Here is a 19,032-nt window from a genome sequence, read left to right as displayed (position 1 = left end):
TATTTTACCGAAAAACAAGGTCGATTTCAATATCATTATCTTATTGAAAGCGATTAATTGTATTTTTATGTTAAAATGGTATACAAACAAAGGAAGGAGGATGATAATGAAGAAATGTTTTTTGGTTATTTGTTTAGCTCTTAGTTTTTTTATGGTTTCAGTTCAAGCAGATGAGGTGGACTATAACATTCCTCATTATGAGGGTAATCTAACTATTCACAATGATAATAGTGCTGATTTTACAGAGAAGGTTACTTACCAATTTGATTCGACCTATAATGGACAGTATGTCACATTAGGTACGGCGGGTAAGTTACCTGACAATTTTGATATTAATAATAAGCCACAGGTCGAAGTTTCAATTAATGGTAAAGCAAGGAAAGTTAGTTACCAGATAGAAGATTTGGAGGATGGCTACCGTTTGAAAGTGTTTAATGGTGGTGAAGCAGGTGATACTGTTAAAGTCAATGTTCAGTGGAAACTAAAAAATGTTCTATTTATGCATAAGGATGTTGGTGAACTTAACTGGATTCCTATTAGCGACTGGGATAAAACGTTAGAGAAAGTAGATTTTTGGATATCAACTGACAAAAAGGTTGCTCTTTCTCGTCTTTGGGGGCACTTGGGTTATCTTAAAACTCCTCCTAAAATAAGACAAAATAATAATCGTTACCATTTGACAGCTTTTAATGTAAACAAACGATTAGAATTTCATGGTTATTGGGATAGATCTTATTTTAATCTACCTACAAACAGTAAAAATAATTACAAGAAAAAAATTGAACATCAAGAGAAGATGATAGAGCGTCATGGTTTTATCCTAAGTTTCTTGTTGAGGATATTATTACCTTCATTCTTTATTATTGTGACACTATTCATCTCAATTAGGGTGTCCCTGTTTAGAAAAAAAGTTAATAAATACGGGCAATTCCCTAAGGATCATCATTTATATGAAGCACCTGAGGACCTTTCACCACTAGAGTTAACTCAAAGCATTTATAGTATGAGCTTTAAAAATTTTCAAGATGAGGAGAAAAAAACTCACCTTATCAGTCAAGAGCAACTCATTCAGTCAATTCTATTAGACTTGATTGATAGAAAAGTATTGAATTATGATGATAACTTGTTATCTCTAGCTAACTTAGATAGAGCTTCTGATGCAGAAATAGATTTTATAGAGTTTGCTTTTGCGGATTCTACGAGTTTGAAGCCAGACCAACTCTTTTCTAATTACCAATTTAGTTATAAAGAAACACTACGTGAACTGAAAAAGAAGCACAAGGCTTCAGATCTGCAAACTCAAATGAGACGCCGAGGAAGTAATGCCTTATCAAGAATTACGCGTCTCACAAGGTTGATTTCTAAAGACAATATAAACTCTCTTAGAAGAAAGGGAATTTCATCCCCTTATCGTAAAATGTCTTCAGAAGAGTCTAAAGAATTATCTAGGTTGAAAAGATTCAGTTACCTATCACCTCTTATTTCTTTTGTTGTTATAATTTATACGCTTTTTTTAAATTATTTTACCTATTTCTGTATCTATCTCTTATTGTTTGGTGTTATCCTGTTGTTGAATAAAATCATTTTTATGATGACAAGAAAAATAAGTAACGGTTATATTGTAACTGAAGATGGAGCAAGTCGTGTCTACCAATGGACTAGTTTTAGGAACATGCTAAGGGATATCAAATCGTTTGATCGTTCAGAGTTAGAAAGTATCGTATTATGGAATCGAATATTGGTTTACGCTACTTTATTCGGCTACGCTGACCGTGTTGAGAAAGTACTCAGAGTGAACCAAATAGATATTCCAGAAAGGTTTGCAAACATTGATAGTCATCGATTTGCGATTTCAGTCAATCAATCTAGTAATCATTTTTCAACGATAACTGAAAATGTTAGTCACGCTTCTAATTTTAGTGTTAATTCAGGCGGTTCTTCAGGTGGTTTCTCAGGCGGCGGAGGCGGCGGAGGTGGCGGTGCCTTCTAATTTTCCAAAAGTATGATATAATAAAGAAAAATTTATGGAGTTATTATGTTAATAATTGAATTACTCAAAGCCCTATTTTTAGGAGTCGTTGAGGGAGTGACAGAATGGTTACCTGTTTCTAGTACTGGTCATTTAATCTTGGTTCAAGAGTTTATGAAGTTGAACCAAAGCAAATCCTTTGTTGAAATGTTTAATATTGTTATACAACTTGGGGCAATTATGGCAGTTATTGTCATTTATTTTAAACGCCTTAACCCATTTCAGCCAGGTAAATCTGCTAGAGAAATTCGTTTAACTTGGCAATTATGGTTAAAAGTAGTGATAGCTTGTATTCCATCTATTTTAATTGCTTTACCATTTGATAATTGGTTTGAAGCTCATTTTAATTTCATGATCCCGATTGCAATAGCCCTAATCTTTTATGGTTTTGTCTTCATATGGGTTGAAAAACGTAATGCACACCTCAAACCACAGGTAACCGAATTGGCAAGTATGTCTTATAAGACAGCTTTCTTGATTGGATGCTTCCAGGTTCTCAGTATTGTTCCGGGAACCAGTCGTTCTGGAGCTACTATTTTAGGAGCAATTATTATTGGAACTAGTCGTTCGGTCGCTGCTGACTTTACTTTCTTCCTTGCCATCCCAACTATGTTTGGTTATAGTGGACTTAAGGCGGTTAAATACTTTTTAGATGGTAACGTCTTGAGTTTAGACCAATCTTTAATACTTTTAGTAGCAAGTCTGACAGCTTTCGTAGTTAGTTTATATGTTATTCGTTTCTTGACAGACTATGTCAAACGACACGATTTCACCATCTTTGGTAAGTATCGTATAGTCTTAGGAAGTTTACTCATCCTCTACTGGTTAGTTGTTCATTTATTCTAAAATATAACATAAAAAGCTGAGTATTCCTCAGCTTTTTAGCGTGTTAGGCTGCGAAAAATTGCTAAAAAATAGCTTTTTCGGTATAATAAGAAAACTGAATACTCGTATGAGGTGATGATATGGAAATGAAACAAATCAGTGAAACAACACTGAAAATTACAATTAGTATGGAAGATTTAGAAGATCGTGGTATGGAGCTGAAAGATTTCCTAATCCCTCAGGAGAAGACTGAGGAATTTTTCTATTCTGTCATGGATGAATTAGACTTGCCAGAAAACTTTAAAAATAGTGGTATGTTAAGTTTTCGAGTAACACCTAAAAAAGATCGCATTGATGTTTTTGTTACAAAGTCTGAATTAAGTAAAGATTTAAATTTAGAAGAATTAGCAGATTTGGGTGACATTTCAAAAATGTCTCCAGAAGACTTTTTTAAAACATTGGAACAATCGATGTTGGAAAAAGGGGATACGGATGCCCATGCCAAATTAGCAGAAATTGAAAATATGATGGATAAAGCAACTCAAGAAGTAGTTGAGGAAAATGTTTCTGAAGAACAACCTGAAAAGGAAGTAGAAACGATTGGATATGTTCACTATGTCTTTGATTTTGATAATATTGAAGCTGTAGTTCGATTTTCACAAACGATTGATTTTCCAATAGAAGCTTCTGAACTCTATAAAAATGGTAAAGGCTATCATATGACAATTTTGCTAGACTTGGAAAACCAACCAAGCTACTTTGCTAATTTGATGTACGCTCGAATGCTTGAACATGCTAATGTGGGCACAAAAACACGAGCTTACTTGAAAGAGCATAGTATTCAATTGATTCATGATGATGCTATTTCAAAATTACAAATGATTGAGATGGGATAAAATGATACCTTTTACAATTGAGTATATTTTTGTATTGATTGGAGCATTTTTATTATCAATCATTCTAACTCCTATTATTCGAGTTATATCTTTGAAGGTAGGAGCGGTTGATAAACCGAACGCTCGAAGAATCAACAAAGTACCAATGCCAAGTAGTGGTGGTTTAGCAATATTTCTCTCCTTTGTTGTAACAACATTATTTTTCATGCCAATGGCGGCCAGTAGACACTTTATAGAAGTCTCTTATTTTCACTACATTTTGCCTGTAATTATTGGCGGTCTCGTAGTTACAACAACAGGATTTATAGATGACATCTTTGAATTAAGACCTCGTTATAAAATGTTGGGAATTATTATTGCAGCTGTTATCATATGGAAATTTACACATTTTAGATTTGATAGTTTTAAGATTCCAATAGGTGGTCCACTCTTGGAGTTTGGTCCTATTCTAACTTTCTTTTTGACAGTTTTATGGATTATTTCAATCACTAATGCTATCAATCTGATTGATGGTCTAGATGGTCTAGTTAGTGGTGTTTCAATCATCAGTCTAGCAACGATGGCAGTGGTTTCTTATTTCTTTTTACCTAAAATAGATTTTTTTCTCACGCTAACTATTGTTATTTTAATCGCCTCAATAGTTGGTTTTTTCCCTTATAATTATCATCCAGCCATTATCTACCTAGGTGATGCTGGTGCCTTGTTTATAGGATTTATGATTGGTGTATTATCGCTTCAAGGTTTAAAAAACTCCACAGCTGTTGCAGTGATAACACCTGTCATTATTTTAGGAGTTCCTATTTTGGATACAGCTGTTGCTATTGTGAGGCGTAAATTATCAGGAAAAAAGATTTCTGAAGCTGATAAGATGCACCTGCATCACCGATTGCTATCTATGGGATTTACACATAGAGGAGCAGTTTTAGTTGTTTATGGTATTGCAATTATCTTTTCACTTATCGCTTTGCTTTTAAATGTTTCTAGTCGTATTGGGGGAATTTTTCTTCTATTGGCGCTACTATTAGCAATGGAAATTTTTATAGAAGGTTTAAATATTTGGGGTGAGAATCGGACACCACTATTTAATCTCTTAAAGTTCATTGGTAACAGTGATTACAGACAAAGTGTTATTGCTAAATATAGCGATAAGCATCAAAAATAAAAGCCTGAAAAGGCTTTTTTAGTTTTAATCATTTAGATAGCAGTCACACCTCATTTTTGCTATAATTATTTAGAATATAATATCGGGTGAGTGCCCTATAATATCTTCTTTAAACCATAGAGAAATATCACATATTCTCTGTTAACCAAGAAAAGGAGTGTACAATGTCTGTACTTGAAATCAAAAATCTTCATGTTTCTATTGAAGATAAAGAAATTTTAAAAGGTCTTAATTTAACGTTGAAAACAGGAGAAATTGCTGCTATCATGGGTCCAAATGGTACTGGGAAGTCGACACTTTCAGCAGCTATTATGGGAAATCCTAATTATGAAGTTACAGCAGGTGAAATTCTTTTTGATGGTGAAGATATTTTAGAGCTAGAAGTGGATGAACGTGCTCGTTTGGGTCTATTTCTTGCGATGCAATACCCTTCAGAGGTTCCAGGGATTACTAATGCTGAATTTATCCGAGCAGCTATGAATGCGGGAAAGGCTGATGATGATAAAATTTCCATCCGCCAATTTATCACTAAGTTAGATGAAAAGATGGAACTACTTGGCATGAAAGAAGAAATGGCGGAACGTTATCTTAACGAAGGTTTTTCAGGTGGTGAGAAGAAGCGCAATGAAATTTTACAACTCCTAATGTTAGAGCCTAAGTTTGCCCTCTTGGATGAGATTGACTCTGGCCTTGATATTGATGCTCTTAAAGTGGTATCAAAGGGAGTCAATGAAATGCGTGGTGAAGGTTTTGGTGCTATGATTATTACACACTATCAACGCCTTTTGAATTACATTACACCAGATAAAGTACACGTTATGATGGACGGGAAGGTAGTATTGTCAGGAGGACCAGAATTAGCGGTTCGCCTTGAGAAAGAAGGTTATGCTCAAATCGCTGAAGAGCTTGGTTTAGAGTATAAAGAAGAAGTCTAATTTGTCACTTCAACTAGAAGAGAAAAGGAGTTACAAATGTCTAAAGAAGCTATATTAAATTTTTTACAAGCCAAAGGTGAGCCTACTTGGTTACAAGAATTACGACTAAAGGCTTTTGAAAAAATAGAAGAACTAGAATTACCAGTAATTGAACGTGTAAAATTTCATAGATGGAATTTAGGTGATGGAACTATTTTAGAGAATGACTATACAGCTAACATTCCAGATTTCACAGAGTTAGGAAACAATCCCAAGTTGGTTCAAATTGGGACCCAAACTGTCCTTGAACAAGTTCCTATGGAATTAATAGAGAAAGGCGTTGTCTTTACAGATTTCTATTCGGCTTTGGAAGAAATTCCAGAAGTCATAGAGCGCTACTTTGGGAAAGCACGTCCTTTTGAAGAAGATAGACTTGCTGCCTATCACACAGCTTACTTCAACAGTGGTGCAGTGCTTTATATTCCAGATAATGTTGAAATTACTCAACCAATCGAAGGTCTTTTTTATCAAGATAGTCAATCTAAAGTACCATTTAATAAGCATATCCTTCTTATTGTTGGAAAAAATGCAAAAGTTAGTTACTTAGAGCGATTTGAGTCAATTGGTGATGGGACAGAACGAACAAGTGCTAATATTTCTGTAGAAGTAATTGCCCAAGCAGGTAGCCAAATTAAATTTGCCTCAATTGATCGCCTCGGAGAAAATGTGACAACGTTTATAAGTCGTCGTGGTCGTCACAGTAGCGATGCAACAATAGATTGGGCCCTTGGGGTGATGAATGAGGGCAATGTTGTTGCTGACTTTGATTCTGATTTAATTGGTGATGGAAGCCACGCTAATTTAAAAGTAGTTGCTGCTTCGTCAGGGCGTCAAGTTCAAGGAATTGATACGCGTGTTACAAACTATGGCTGTAATTCAGTAGGACATATTTTACAGCATGGGGTTATTTTAGAGCGTGGGACTCTTACTTTTAACGGTATCGGACATATTATAAAAGGTGCAAAGGGAGCAGACGCCCAACAAGAAAGCCGAGTTCTCATGTTATCAGACAAAGCACGTTCAGATGCTAATCCTATCCTTTTGATTGATGAAAATGATGTTACAGCTGGTCACGCAGCCTCAATTGGTCAGGTTGACCCAGAGGATTTATATTATTTGATGAGCCGTGGCTTGAACCAAAAAACAGCAGAGCAATTAGTTATTCGTGGATTTTTAGGAACAGTCATTGCTGAAATACCAGTAAAAGAAGTTCGCGATGAAATGATTGCCGTTATTGATACAAAACTAGAAAAACGTTAATATGACATTACTAGATAGTTATAAACTAAAGCAAGATTTCCCAATTTTAAATCAATTAGTTAATGATGAGCCGCTTATCTATTTAGATAATGCAGCAACGACACAAAAACCGAATCAAGTTTTAGAAGCTTTGCGAGACTACTACCAAAACGACAATGCAAATGTCCATCGTGGTGTTCATACTTTAGCAGAACGAGCGACTGCTCAGTACGAGAATGCTCGTGAAAAAGTAACACAGTTTTTAAATGCTAAATCAAGTAAAGAAATTTTATTCACACGTGGCACCACAACAGGATTAAATTGGGTAGCTAAGTTTGCCGAAAGTATTTTAGAACGAGGTGATGAGGTACTTATTTCCATTATGGAGCATCATTCTAATATTATCCCATGGCAACAAGCTTGCGAGAGAACTGGCGCTAAATTGGTTTATGCCTATCTAAAAGATGGTTCTTTAGATTTAGAAGATTTCTATAATAAATTATCCTCTAAAACTAAATTTGTTAGTTTGGCACATATCTCGAATGTACTTGGCTGTATTACACCAGTAAAAGCAATAGCAGAACGTGTGCATCAAGTTGGGGCATACATGGTTGTTGATGGAGCTCAATCAGCGCCACATATGGCGATTGATGTTCAAGACCTTGATTGTGATTTCTTCGCCTTATCTGGCCATAAGATGCTTGGTCCTACTGGTATTGGTGTTCTTTATGGGAAAGAAAGCATTTTAGATAAGATGCCACCTGTCGAATTTGGTGGTGAAATGATTGATTTTGTCTATGAGCAAAGTGCAACATGGAAGGAATTGCCCTGGAAGTTTGAAGCTGGAACGCCTAATATTGCTGGAGCGATCGCTTTTGGAGAAGCTTTAGATTATTTAACGGATGTTGGTATGGATGAGATTCATCAATATGAACAAAGTTTAGTTTCTTATGTGTTGCCTAAATTACAGGCTATCGATGGTTTAACTATTTACGGACCTAGTGATGCTGAATCTCATGTAGGCGTTATTGCCTTCAATTTAGAAGGTTTACACCCACATGATGTGGCAACTGCAATGGATTACGAAGGAGTGGCTGTTCGTGCAGGTCATCATTGTGCACAGCCCCTTATTAATCATCTTGGTATCCATTCGGCGGTTCGAGCAAGTTTCTATTTCTATAATACCAAAGAGGATTGCGACAAATTGGTAGACGCTATCCAAAAAACTAAGGAGTTTTTCAATGGCACTCTCTAAATTAGATAACCTCTACATGGCAGTGGTAGCTGATCATTCAAAACACCCTCATCATCATGGATTTTTAGAAGGCGTTGAACAAGTGCAGTTAAATAATCCTACATGTGGAGATGTTATTTCCTTATCTGTTAAATTTGATGGGAATATTATTTCAGATATTGCATTTGCTGGTAATGGTTGTACAATTTCTACGGCTTCATCAAGCATGATGACAGATGCAGTTATTGGGAAAACAAAAGAAGAAGCATTGCAGCTTGCTGATGTATTCTCCAAAATGGTTCAAGGCGATCAAAATCCAAAACAAGAGAAACTTGGGGATGCAGAGTTTCTAGCTGGGGTATCAAAATTTCCACAACGTATCAAATGTGCTACGCTTTCGTGGAATGCTTTAAGAAAGGCTATTGAGAGAGATAATCAGGCAGAACTCTGACAACCATAGTTGAAGGAATTACATTTAAACAACTTTTACTGACATAAGGTGGTCTAGTAGAAGAATGTCTTAAATTTAAATATTAAAGAAAGGATAAGTATGTCCGAAATAAATGAAAAAGTAGAACCACAGCCAATAGATCTTGGGGAATATAAATTTGGATTTCATGACGATGTAAAGCCAATTTATTCTACGGGAAAAGGTCTAAATGAGGCTGTTATTCGTGAGTTATCTGCAGCTAAGGGTGAACCTGAGTGGATGTTGGACTTTCGTCTAAAATCCTTGGAAACGTTTAATAAAATGCCAATGCAGACCTGGGGAGCAGATTTATCAGATATTGATTTTGATGATATTATTTATTATCAAAAAGCATCTGATAAACCTGCGCGTGATTGGGATGATGTTCCAGAAAAAATCAAAGAAACTTTTGAAAGAATTGGGATTCCAGAAGCTGAAAGAGCCTATCTTGCAGGAGCATCAGCACAATATGAATCAGAAGTGGTTTATCATAATATGAAAGAAGAATATGATAAACTGGGTATTGTTTTTACGGATACTGACTCTGCACTTAAAGAGTACCCAGAGCTATTCAAAAAATATTTTGCTAAACTTGTCCCTCCAACAGATAATAAATTAGCTGCTCTGAACTCTGCTGTATGGTCAGGTGGAACATTTATTTATGTCCCTAAAGGTGTTAAGGTGGATATTCCACTTCAAACTTACTTCCGTATTAATAATGAAAATACTGGACAATTTGAACGTACTCTTATTATTGTTGATGAGGGAGCAAGTGTTCACTACGTTGAAGGTTGTACCGCCCCAACTTATTCTTCAAATAGTTTACATGCAGCTATAGTTGAAATTTTTGCACTTGATGGAGCTTATATGCGCTATACGACTATTCAAAATTGGTCCGATAATGTCTATAATTTAGTGACAAAACGTGCTACCGCTAAAAAAGATGCAACAGTTGAGTGGATAGATGGAAATCTAGGAGCTAAAACAACAATGAAATACCCATCGGTTTACCTTGATGGTGAAGGAGCACGTGGCACGATGTTGTCTATTGCTTTTGCAAACAAAGGACAACACCAAGATACGGGTGCAAAGATGATTCATAATGCTCCCCATACTAGTTCATCCATTGTCTCTAAATCAATTGCTAAGGGTGGAGGAAAAGTTGATTATCGAGGTCAAGTGACATTTAATAAAGATTCCAAAAAATCAGTGTCACATATAGAATGTGACACCATATTGATGGATGATATTTCAAAATCAGATACCATACCGTTTAATGAGATTCATAATTCACAGGTTGCTTTAGAGCATGAAGCAAAGGTGTCTAAGATTTCTGAAGAGCAACTGTACTACTTGATGAGTCGAGGTTTATCTGAAGCTGAAGCAACAGAAATGATTGTTATGGGGTTTGTTGAGCCCTTTACGAAAGAATTACCAATGGAATATGCGGTAGAGTTAAATCGTTTAATTTCCTATGAAATGGAAGGTTCAGTTGGTTAATTGAAGATTTCAAGAGATAATAAAAAGCCCCTATGTTATTGATGAAGGGGCTTTTATATTAGCACAGTTATTATCTAGAGCGCTTTATAAGTAATACTATCCCAGCTAAAAGACAAAGGATAGCGATGGTGCCCAGAACAATTAAAATAGATACAAAATGTGATTGGATAAATTGATCTGTGTTTGTCCACCACTGTTCTTTTGTTTGAGGCTGTTCTTGAATAGATTTGGTTTTGGTTTTAGTAACTTCTTTTTTAGGTTTAACGGCTTTTAATACAGGAGTTTTAGAAGAAATATTTTTAGCGTCTTTAAAACCTTTTTCTACAAGAGCGTTGACAAACGGATGACGATAGTACTCTCCGTCTTGGTCTGACCAATCGCCAACTCCTAAAACCACAGTTATCAAGCGAGTATTCTGGCGTTTAGCTGTAACTAAGGCATTAAAAGCAGCGCTAGGGCTAGAACCAGTTTTTAAGCCATCTACTCCTTCTAATCCAAATTTAGCGCCGGGGGTAGAGTAGTTATAAGTTGTAAATGTTTCTTCATAAGGAGTTCCGACCATGGCCTTGACTTCAGGATATTTTGTATAGTTCAGTATATCAGGGTATTTTTTAAGGAAATGATAGGTTAAAATTGATAGATCACGTGCAGTCGTAACGTTAGTAGCATTGTTATCGTATTCTTTTGGGGAGTAAAGTCCATTAAAAGCACTCGCTACCGCCCCACTGGGGTTATAAAAGTGAGTTTTTGTCATACCGAGTTTCTTGGCGGTTTCATTGATTCGTTTAATGAAGGCGTCAGGATTGTTTTGTGATAAGTGGTTAGCAATCATAATAGTTGCTACATTAGATGACGGGACAGCTGTCATAGTAATCAGTTCACGAATAGGATAAGCAACCCCAGCATGAATATTGTTATTACTAATTTCATAAATCTTACTTATGGCTTGGTCTGTTTCTGTTGCAGTCACTGTGGTGTTGAGGCTTGTTTTTCCTTTAGCTAAGTCTTCAAATAGTAAATATAAAGTAAACATTTTAGACATGCTAGCGGGATCACGTTCTAAATCAGCGTTATCTTCCCACAAAATATGACCTTTATTGTCAATAACGATAGACGCTTTAGGCTTATTAATATCTTTAACATCATATCCGGCTTCTCGGGTAATTTGCATAATATCTTTATGTTCTTCAGCTTGCACAGAGTTTACACAAGTCACGGATAATAAAATGCAGAGGAAAGATACGATTAATTTAGGCATAGGTAACTCCTGAAAACTTTTTATTAATATTATAACAAAAAATCACTAATAAAAAAGACATTTCATTAGTGATTTTTAATTTTATATCTCCCCCTAAAACTAGTTAAAGAAACTGCTGTGCAGTAAGTCCTGTGTCAAAGGGAGATTACTATTAAAGTTTTTCGTTAACGTAGCGCACAAAATGATTCCACCACACTTTGAGGAAGAAACTGCGCTCAATACTATCTTTTGCCACTAAATGAACGCTAGGTTCCTTTATGAGATAGCCTTTTCCAACCTTATTAAGGTCAACGTAATAAGCTTTCCCTAGGTTCTCTTTTTTTGTAATAGGAGCAGTAAGCTCTTTTTTAAAGTTAATTTTTAACTGATTTTGTTTAGTGATATTTTTCTTCTGTGCTACTTTCAAATCGTTTTTAGCAACAGCGATAACCGATTGTTCTTTTCCGTCTCTCACACTTACTTCTTTACCTTTATATGCAGCTCCTTTAGCTAATACAAGGTTAGGTTCGTAGGTGTTTGTGATATAGTTCAAGAGAGAGTTAGTTGCTGTAAAGCGAGCATATTTGTCTTTATCGGCCTTATCAGCATGCATAATAACAGTGAGTAGTCTCATTCCGCTTTCAGTGGATGTAGCAATAAAAGATTGGCCAGCTAATTCCGTTGTCCCAGTTTTCAAACCTGTAATACCTGGTCTAAAGACAGGCATATCTGGTAGCATGTAGTTATAAGAATGCATAATATCTTTATCAAATTTAGCAACAGACTTACTAGTAATCTTAAGAATGGAAGGATATTCGTTGACCAAATGGTAGGCAACAATAGCAATATCACGTGCACTCATTTTATTTTCGTCGTTTTGTGACGATTTTGGATAAATGTGATTGCCTAACATACTATTATTTAAGCCAGAAGCATTGACTAGGTGGCTATCATGAATTCCCCACTTTTCCAATTGAGCAGTCATTTTATCAACAAATTTACTTTCAGTTCCTGAAATATGTTCAGCTAAAGCAATGGCTGCACTGTTAGCACTAGAAATCATGGCAGCGTCCACGAGCTGTTTAACAGTATAGCGCCTTTTTTCTAAAGGAACATTACTAGCATCAGATTCGCGTGTTAGTTGATAAGGGTAGTCAGATATATTTACTTTGGTATTCCACTTAAGGTTACCGTTATCAATTTCTTTATAGACCATATAAACGGTCATTAATTTAGTCAAGGAAGCAATAGCAGCGGGTTTGTTAGCATCTTTTTCATACAAGATTTTTCCTGAATCTAAATCAACTGCTAAGGCATGTTTAGCGGAAGCATTAAAAGATTCAGCAGAGATGGTTGGCATAAAAAAAATGCAACTAAGTAATAGAATAGAAGTAATAATTTTTTTCAAAATAACACCTTTAGAAATTTTTTAAACTATGTCCCTCCTATTATACCATATCACTATACCATACTAGGAATTATTATTTTCAGATAATTGAATGAAGAAAACGTTTGTTATAAAAATGTAAAAAAAATGTAAAAAAATGAAAGTTAAAAAATTATCTGAAAATTTTGCGTTTTTGTCTTTTCTTAAGAATTTTTTGTGGTATAATGTTAGTCACTAGATAAATGAATTAGGAGAACAAAGCTATGGCAAAACAGAAAAATAACTGGCGCCGTGTTGGAGTTGGTGTCCTTACACTTGCTTCAGTTGCGACTCTTGCTGCATGTGGAAGTAAATCAGCTTCCCAGGATTCTAATGGAGCGATTAATTGGGCTATTCCAACAGAAATCAATACACTAGATTTATCTAAAGTTACAGACACTTACTCAAATCTAGCTATTGGTAACTCTAGTAGTAATTTCCTTCGCTTAGATAAAGATGGAAAGACAAGACCAGATTTGGCTACTAAAGTTGATGTTTCAAAAGATGGCTTAACTTATACAGCTACATTACGTAAAGGCTTGAAGTGGTCAGATGGCAGCAAACTTACTGCAAAGGATTTTGTTTATTCATGGCAACGTTTAGTTGATCCTAAAACAGCTTCACAATATGCTTATCTTGCTGTTGATGGGCATGTTCTAAATGCTGATAAAATCAACGAAGGGCAAGAAAAAGACTTGAATAAGCTAGGTGTTAAGGCAGAAGGCGATGACAAAGTTGTTATTACTTTATTCTAGTCCGTCTCCACAATTCATCTACTACCTTGCATTCACTAACTTCATGCCACAAAAACAAGAAGTTGTTGAAAAATATGGAAAAGATTACGCAACTACTTCAAAAAATACAGTTTACTCAGGACCATATACTGTTGAAGGTTGGAATGGTTCAAATGGTACTTTCACGCTGAAGAAAAACAAAAATTATTGGGACGCTAAAAATGTAAAAACAAAAGAAGTTCGCATCCAGACCGTTAAAAAACCAGATACCGCCGTTCAAATGTATAAACGTGGTGAGTTAGATGCAGCTAATATCTCAAATACTTCTGCTATTTATCAAGCTAATAAAAATAATAAAGATGTCATAGATGTCTTTGAAGCGACCACCGCTTACATGCAATATAATACCACTGGTTCTGTGAAAGGGCTCGATAATGTTAAGATTCGTCGCGCCTTAAACTTAGCAACTAACCGTAAAGGAGTTGTTCAAGCAGCCGTTGATACAGGCTCAAAACCGGCAATTGCTTTTGCACCGACTGGTTTAGCCAAAACACCAGATGGAACTGATTTGGCAAAATATGTTGCCCCAGGTTATGAATATAATAAAACTGAAGCAGCAAAACTCTTTAAAGAAGGTTTGGCTGAATCAGGCTTGACTAAGCTAAAATTAACAATTACAGCAGATGCTGATGTTCCTGCTGCCAAAAACTCTGTTGACTATATCAAGTCTACTTGGGAAGCTGCTCTTCCAGGACTTACTGTTGAAGAAAAATTTGTAACCTTTAAACAACGCTTAGAAGACAGTAGAAAACAAAACTTTGATATCGTAGTTTCTGTTTGGGGTGGGGATTATCCAGAAGGGTCAACTTTCTACGGCCTCTTTAAGTCAGATTCACAAAATAACGATGGAAAATTTGCTAACAAGGACTATGACGCTGCTTATAACAAGGCAATTTCTGAAGATGCCTTAAAACCAGAAGAATCAGCAAAGGACTATAAAGAAGCAGAGAAAATTCTATTTGAGCAAGGCGCTTATAACCCACTCTACTTCCGTAGTGGTAAAGGTTTACAAAATCCAAAATTAAAAGGTGTTATTCGTAATACTACAGGTTTGTCAATAGACTTTACACATGCTTATAAAAAATAATTAAATTACTTTACACTAAACCTTTGCAAGAATTGGTAATTGCCAGTTCTTGCTTTTGGTTAAGTAAAGAAAGTGAAAGAGTTTGCTATTTTTAGCAATTCTAAGAAAAGGAAATGATATGATTAAATATATTTTAAAGCGTGTTGCTATTTTGTTAGTAACGCTATGGGTTGTCATAACCCTATCGTTCTTTCTGATGCAGATCCTTCCAGGAACACCCTACAATAATCCAAAACTCACTGAAGAAATGATCGCATTGCTTAATAAACAGTATGGTTTAGACAAGCCTGTATGGCAACAATATTTGACTTACCTTTGGAATGTACTTCATGGTGACTTTGGAACGAGTTATCAATCAGTGAATCAGCCAGTATCACGTATGATTAGCTTGAGATTAGGAGTTTCAGTACATCTAGGTGTTCAGGCTCTCGTATTTGGTGTTTTAGGCGGTATTTTGGTAGGAGCTATTTCGGCACGTCATAAGAATGATAAAGTCGATGGTATCTTAAGTATTATTGCAACGCTAGGGATTTCTATGCCTTCATTTATCATTGGTATTTTATTATTAGACTATTTTGGATTTAAGTGGAACTTGTTGCCTTTATCAGGTTGGGGGACTTTCTCTCAAACCATTTTACCTTCTTTAGCTCTAGGACTCCCTACATTAGCATCTGTTTCACGCTTCTTCCGTAGTGAAATGATTGAAACTTTAAATTCTGATTATGTGCAACTAGCTCGTTCAAAAGGTATGACAATTCGTCAAGTAACTCGAAAACATGCTTACCGTAATTCTATGATTCCAATTTTAACTCTAATTGGCCCTTTGGCGGCGGGTCTGTTAACTGGTTCTGCACTAATTGAGCAGATTTTCTCGATTCCAGGAATTGGGCAGCAGTTTGTTACTTCGATTCCAACAAAAGACTATCCTGTTATTATGGGGACAACCATTGTTTATGCAGTAATGTTGATGGTTGCTATCTTGATAACAGACGTTGTTATTAGTATCGTAGACCCACGTGTTCGCTTGCAGTAAGGAGATGTTATGGCAGATAAAAACAGAACATTTAAACTTGTAGGTGCAGGATCTTCTAGCACACAAGAAAAAATTGAAAAGCCTGCTCTTTCGTTTATGCAAGATGCGTGGCGTCGCTTGAAAAAAAACAAATTAGCAGTAGTTTCACTCTATTTATTAGCTCTTTTACTTACTTTTTCGTTAGCCTCAAATTTATTTGTAACTCAGAAGGATGCTAATGGGTTTGATTCGAAAAAAGTAACTACATATCGCAACTTACCACCTAAATTGAGTTCAAACCTTCCTTTTTGGAATGGTAGCATTAAGTACGCTGGAAATACAGAATCTACAGACGCTTATAAGTCTCAAAATGTCCCTGAAAAAGTTAAGTATGCTTTAGGTACAGATTCTCTAGGGAGAAGTGTTGCTAAGCGCATCATCGTAGGTATTCGAATTTCCTTACTTGTAGCTATTGCAGCTACATTCATTGATTTAATTATCGGTGTTACATACGGTCTTGTTTCAGGTTTTGCTGGAGGACGCCTTGATACATTAATGCAACGTGTCGTAGAGGTAATTTCATCAATTCCAAACTTAGTTATCGTTACAATGTTAGGTTTGGTCCTTGGTAACGGTATTACGGCTATTATTATCTCTATTGCTTTTACCGGATGGACTTCTATGTCTCGTCAGGTAAGGAATTTAACCCTATCATATCGAGAAAGAGAGTTTGTGCTTGCTGCACGTTCACTTGGGGAAAGTCCAATTAAAATAGCCTTCAAACATATTTTACCTAACATTTCTGGTATTATCATTGTACAAATTATGATGACAATCCCAAGTGCTATTATGTATGAAGCGGTACTTTCAGCAATCAATTTAGGTGTTAAACCACCGACAGCTTCATTAGGATCATTGATTTCAGATGCACAAGAAAATTTACAATATTATCCATATCAAGTTATCTTGCCAGCTTTAGCATTGGTAATGATTTCATTGGCATTTATTTTGCTTGGTGATGGGTTGCGAGATGCTTTTGATCCAAAATCTAGCGATGAATAAGGAGGTATAATCATGGAAAAAGAAACTATTTTAAGTGTTAATAATCTTCATGTTGACTTCCACACATATGCTGGAGAAGTAAAAGCAATTCGTGATGTCAACTTTGAATTAAAAAAAGGTGAGACTCTTGCAATCGTTGGTGAATCTGGTTCAGGAAAATCTGTAACTACCAGAACTTTAATTGGTTTAAATGCTAAAAATTCAGAGATATCGGGGAATGTTCAATTTAAGGGGCGTAACCTTGTTGAACTATCAGAAGAAGAGTGGACTAAGGTACGCGGGAATGAGATTTCTATGATTTTCCAAGACCCTATGACTAGTTTGGATCCAACGATGAAAATTGGTATGCAAATAGCAGAACCAATGATGATTCATCAAAAAATTTCAAAAAAGGATGCTTTAAAATTAGCTCTCGAACTAATGAAAGATGTAGGTATCCCAAATGCTGAAGAGCATATTAATGATTACCCACATCAGTGGTCTGGAGGAATGCGTCAACGTGCGGTTATAGCGATTGCTTTAGCTGCTGATCCTGAAATTCTTATTGCTGATGAACCAACGACTGCTTTAGATGTAACAATTCAAGCACAAATTTTGAACTTAATGAAAAAAATTCAAGCAGAACGAGACTCCTCCATTGTTTTCATAACTCATGACTTAGGGGTCGTTGCAGGGATGGCAGATCGTGTAGCAGTTATGTATGCAGGGAAAATTGTTGAATTTGGAACTGTTGATGAGGTCTTTTATAATCCACAACATCCATATACTTGGGGATTATTGAATTCAATGCCGACAACCGACACAGAATCAGGTAGTTTAGAGTCAATTCCAGGAACACCACCAGATTTGTTGAATCCACCTAAAGGAGATGCATTTGCAGCTCGTAATGAATTTGCATTAGATATTGATCATGAAGAAGAACCACCGTACTTCAAAGTTTCAGAAACACATTTCGCTGCTACATGGCTTTTAGATGAAAGATCACCTAAGGTGCTTCCTCCATTACCGATCCAAAAACGTTGGGAAAAATGGAACGAGATTGAAGGGAGGAAAGCCTAATGACTGAAAATCGAAAAAAATTAGTTGAAGTCAAAAATGTTTCTTTGACCTTCAATAAAGGAAAAGCTAATGAAGTGAGAGCAATTGATAATGTTAGTTTTGACATTTATGAAGGCGAAGTGTTTGGATTAGTTGGGGAATCTGGATCAGGAAAGACAACCGTTGGACGTTCAATTTTAAAACTTTATGATATTTCTGATGGAGAAATTACCTTTAATGGAGAAGTGATCTCACATCTGAAAGGTAAAGCATTACATAGTTTTCGTAAAGACGCTCAGATGATTTTTCAGGATCCTCAGGCTAGCTTAAACGGCCGTATGAAGATTCGTGATATCGTAGCAGAAGGTTTAGACATACATAAATTAGCTAAATCAAAATCAGATCGTGATAGTAAAGTTCAGGCCCTATTAGATCTTGTAGGGTTAAATAAAGATCATTTAACACGTTATCCGCATGAATTTTCAGGTGGACAACGACAACGTATCGGGATTGCACGTGCTTTAGCAGTAGAGCCTAAATTTATCATTGCTGATGAACCAATATCTGCCTTAGATGTTTCAATCCAAGCACAAGTTGTTAATTTAATGCAAAAATTGCAAAGAGAACAAGGATTGACTTATTTGTTTATCGCACATGATTTGTCTATGGTAAAATACATTTCAGATCGTATCGGTGTTATGCATTGGGGGAAACTGTTAGAAGTTGGAACATCTGATGATGTTTATAACAATCCAATCCACCCTTATACGAAGAGTCTATTATCAGCTATTCCAGAACCAGATCCGGAGAGTGAACGTCAACGTGTTCACCAGCCGTATAATCCAGCTATTGAGCAAGACGGACAAGAACGTCAAATGCACGAGATTACACCTGGTCATTTTGTTTTATCTACACTCCAAGAAGCTGAAGAATATAAAAAACAAATATTATAAAAGATGGCTAGCCCATCTTTTATTTTTTTACTAATAAAATAAATTTAGGAATGGAATTTTAAACTCTATGTTATTGGTGTTACCCAACAGGAAAC

The 19,032-nt window shown here is 35.8% G+C and carries 15 protein-coding genes and 1 pseudogene; 14 read left to right on the top strand and 2 right to left on the bottom strand.

Annotation, left to right across the window (positions count from 1 at the left end; translation table 11 throughout):
- Positions 1-106 precede the first annotated feature (106 nt).
- The 9 genes from HMPREF9171_RS103595 (at position 107) to sufB (ending at position 10,328) form a co-directional block, all read left to right on the top strand.
- The gene (locus HMPREF9171_RS103595; protein WP_000710528.1) at positions 107-1,990 is read left to right on the top strand and encodes a DUF2207 domain-containing protein; all 1,884 of its coding nucleotides are present in this window, start codon (positions 107-109) and stop codon (positions 1,988-1,990) included.
- Between the two features lie 45 nt (positions 1,991-2,035).
- Positions 2,036-2,875, top strand: a complete 840-nt coding sequence (locus tag HMPREF9171_RS103600; RefSeq protein WP_000905327.1) for an undecaprenyl-diphosphate phosphatase — start codon at positions 2,036-2,038, stop codon at positions 2,873-2,875.
- Between the two features lie 119 nt (positions 2,876-2,994).
- Positions 2,995-3,750 carry an adaptor protein MecA gene (mecA, locus tag HMPREF9171_RS103605; RefSeq protein WP_000425371.1) on the top strand — a complete coding sequence of 252 codons (756 nt, stop codon included), beginning with the start codon at positions 2,995-2,997 and terminating at the stop codon, positions 3,748-3,750.
- A gap of 1 nt (position 3,751) precedes the next feature.
- Complete coding sequence (locus tag HMPREF9171_RS103610) at positions 3,752-4,912, top strand: glycosyltransferase family 4 protein (protein ID WP_000612110.1); 1,161 nt, start codon at positions 3,752-3,754, stop codon at positions 4,910-4,912.
- A 164-nt stretch (positions 4,913-5,076) separates the two neighbouring features.
- Positions 5,077-5,847, top strand: a complete 771-nt coding sequence (sufC, locus tag HMPREF9171_RS103615) for a Fe-S cluster assembly ATPase SufC (RefSeq protein WP_000114502.1) — start codon at positions 5,077-5,079, stop codon at positions 5,845-5,847.
- Between the two features lie 36 nt (positions 5,848-5,883).
- Positions 5,884-7,146 carry a Fe-S cluster assembly protein SufD gene (gene sufD / locus HMPREF9171_RS103620; RefSeq protein ID WP_000031277.1) on the top strand — a complete coding sequence of 421 codons (1,263 nt, stop codon included), beginning with the start codon at positions 5,884-5,886 and terminating at the stop codon, positions 7,144-7,146.
- Position 7,147: 1 nt separating this feature from the next.
- Positions 7,148-8,380, top strand: a complete 1,233-nt coding sequence (locus HMPREF9171_RS103625) for a cysteine desulfurase (RefSeq protein WP_000173344.1) — start codon at positions 7,148-7,150, stop codon at positions 8,378-8,380.
- Positions 8,367-8,810, top strand: a complete 444-nt coding sequence (gene sufU, locus HMPREF9171_RS103630; RefSeq protein WP_001218456.1) for a Fe-S cluster assembly sulfur transfer protein SufU — start codon at positions 8,367-8,369, stop codon at positions 8,808-8,810. The genes HMPREF9171_RS103625 and sufU overlap by 14 nt, the downstream gene beginning before the upstream one ends.
- A 99-nt stretch (positions 8,811-8,909) precedes the next feature.
- Complete coding sequence (gene sufB / locus HMPREF9171_RS103635; RefSeq protein WP_001289834.1) at positions 8,910-10,328, top strand: Fe-S cluster assembly protein SufB; 1,419 nt, start codon at positions 8,910-8,912, stop codon at positions 10,326-10,328.
- A gap of 70 nt (positions 10,329-10,398) precedes the next feature.
- On the opposite strand, the gene HMPREF9171_RS103640 is transcribed toward sufB, so the two are convergent.
- Both HMPREF9171_RS103640 and pbp3 read right to left on the bottom strand, forming a co-directional pair.
- Positions 10,399-11,586 (bottom strand): D-alanyl-D-alanine carboxypeptidase family protein, encoded by a 1,188-nt coding sequence (locus tag HMPREF9171_RS103640; RefSeq protein ID WP_001125242.1) that lies wholly within the window; start codon positions 11,584-11,586, stop codon positions 10,399-10,401.
- Positions 11,587-11,737: 151 nt separating this feature from the next.
- A complete protein-coding gene (gene pbp3, locus HMPREF9171_RS103645; RefSeq protein ID WP_000720947.1) occupies positions 11,738-12,973 on the bottom strand; it encodes a D-alanyl-D-alanine carboxypeptidase PBP3 in 1,236 nt (411 codons plus the stop codon).
- A gap of 242 nt (positions 12,974-13,215) precedes the next feature.
- On the opposite strand from pbp3, the pseudogene HMPREF9171_RS01000000113095 reads away from it, so the two are divergent.
- The 5 genes and pseudogenes from HMPREF9171_RS01000000113095 (at position 13,216) to HMPREF9171_RS103665 (ending at position 18,937) form a co-directional block, all read left to right on the top strand.
- Positions 13,216-14,872, top strand: a pseudogene (locus HMPREF9171_RS01000000113095) (peptide ABC transporter substrate-binding protein).
- Between the two features lie 118 nt (positions 14,873-14,990).
- Positions 14,991-15,905, top strand: a complete 915-nt coding sequence (locus tag HMPREF9171_RS103650; protein WP_000598964.1) for an ABC transporter permease — start codon at positions 14,991-14,993, stop codon at positions 15,903-15,905.
- A 9-nt stretch (positions 15,906-15,914) separates the two neighbouring features.
- On the top strand, positions 15,915-16,946 hold the full coding sequence (locus HMPREF9171_RS103655) for an ABC transporter permease (RefSeq protein ID WP_000764053.1): 1,032 nt from the start codon (positions 15,915-15,917) through the stop codon (positions 16,944-16,946).
- A gap of 12 nt (positions 16,947-16,958) precedes the next feature.
- Positions 16,959-18,005, top strand: coding sequence for an ABC transporter ATP-binding protein (locus HMPREF9171_RS103660; protein ID WP_000410286.1), 1,047 nt, complete (start codon positions 16,959-16,961; stop codon positions 18,003-18,005).
- Complete coding sequence (locus tag HMPREF9171_RS103665) at positions 18,005-18,937, top strand: ABC transporter ATP-binding protein (RefSeq protein WP_000138505.1); 933 nt, start codon at positions 18,005-18,007, stop codon at positions 18,935-18,937. Before HMPREF9171_RS103660 ends, HMPREF9171_RS103665 begins: the two co-directional genes overlap by 1 nt.
- Positions 18,938-19,032: the final 95 nt, after the last annotated feature.

The organism is Streptococcus agalactiae ATCC 13813 (assembly GCF_000186445.1).
GTDB classification, from domain to species: Bacteria; Bacillota; Bacilli; order Lactobacillales; family Streptococcaceae; genus Streptococcus; species Streptococcus agalactiae.
The sequence above is the reverse complement of the archived record's forward strand: the minus strand, read 5'-3'. Positions and strand labels throughout refer to the sequence as shown.

Excerpts from the sequence above, each read along its gene's own strand:
- HMPREF9171_RS103595 (WP_000710528.1), top strand. The coding sequence starts at position 107 with ATGAAGAAATGTTTTTTGGTTATTTGTTTAGCTCTTAGTTTTTTTATG.
- HMPREF9171_RS103600 (WP_000905327.1), top strand. The coding sequence starts at position 2,036 with ATGTTAATAATTGAATTACTCAAAGCCCTATTTTTAGGAGTCGTTGAG.
- mecA (WP_000425371.1), top strand. The coding sequence starts at position 2,995 with ATGGAAATGAAACAAATCAGTGAAACAACACTGAAAATTACAATTAGT.
- HMPREF9171_RS103610 (WP_000612110.1), top strand. The coding sequence starts at position 3,752 with ATGATACCTTTTACAATTGAGTATATTTTTGTATTGATTGGAGCATTT.
- sufC (WP_000114502.1), top strand. The coding sequence starts at position 5,077 with ATGTCTGTACTTGAAATCAAAAATCTTCATGTTTCTATTGAAGATAAA.
- sufD (WP_000031277.1), top strand. The coding sequence starts at position 5,884 with ATGTCTAAAGAAGCTATATTAAATTTTTTACAAGCCAAAGGTGAGCCT.
- HMPREF9171_RS103625 (WP_000173344.1), top strand. The coding sequence starts at position 7,148 with ATGACATTACTAGATAGTTATAAACTAAAGCAAGATTTCCCAATTTTA.
- sufU (WP_001218456.1), top strand. The coding sequence starts at position 8,367 with ATGGCACTCTCTAAATTAGATAACCTCTACATGGCAGTGGTAGCTGAT.
- sufB (WP_001289834.1), top strand. The coding sequence starts at position 8,910 with ATGTCCGAAATAAATGAAAAAGTAGAACCACAGCCAATAGATCTTGGG.
- HMPREF9171_RS103640 (WP_001125242.1), bottom strand. The coding sequence starts at position 11,586 with ATGCCTAAATTAATCGTATCTTTCCTCTGCATTTTATTATCCGTGACT.
- HMPREF9171_RS103650 (WP_000598964.1), top strand. The coding sequence starts at position 14,991 with ATGATTAAATATATTTTAAAGCGTGTTGCTATTTTGTTAGTAACGCTA.
- HMPREF9171_RS103655 (WP_000764053.1), top strand. The coding sequence starts at position 15,915 with ATGGCAGATAAAAACAGAACATTTAAACTTGTAGGTGCAGGATCTTCT.
- HMPREF9171_RS103660 (WP_000410286.1), top strand. The coding sequence starts at position 16,959 with ATGGAAAAAGAAACTATTTTAAGTGTTAATAATCTTCATGTTGACTTC.
- HMPREF9171_RS103665 (WP_000138505.1), top strand. The coding sequence starts at position 18,005 with ATGACTGAAAATCGAAAAAAATTAGTTGAAGTCAAAAATGTTTCTTTG.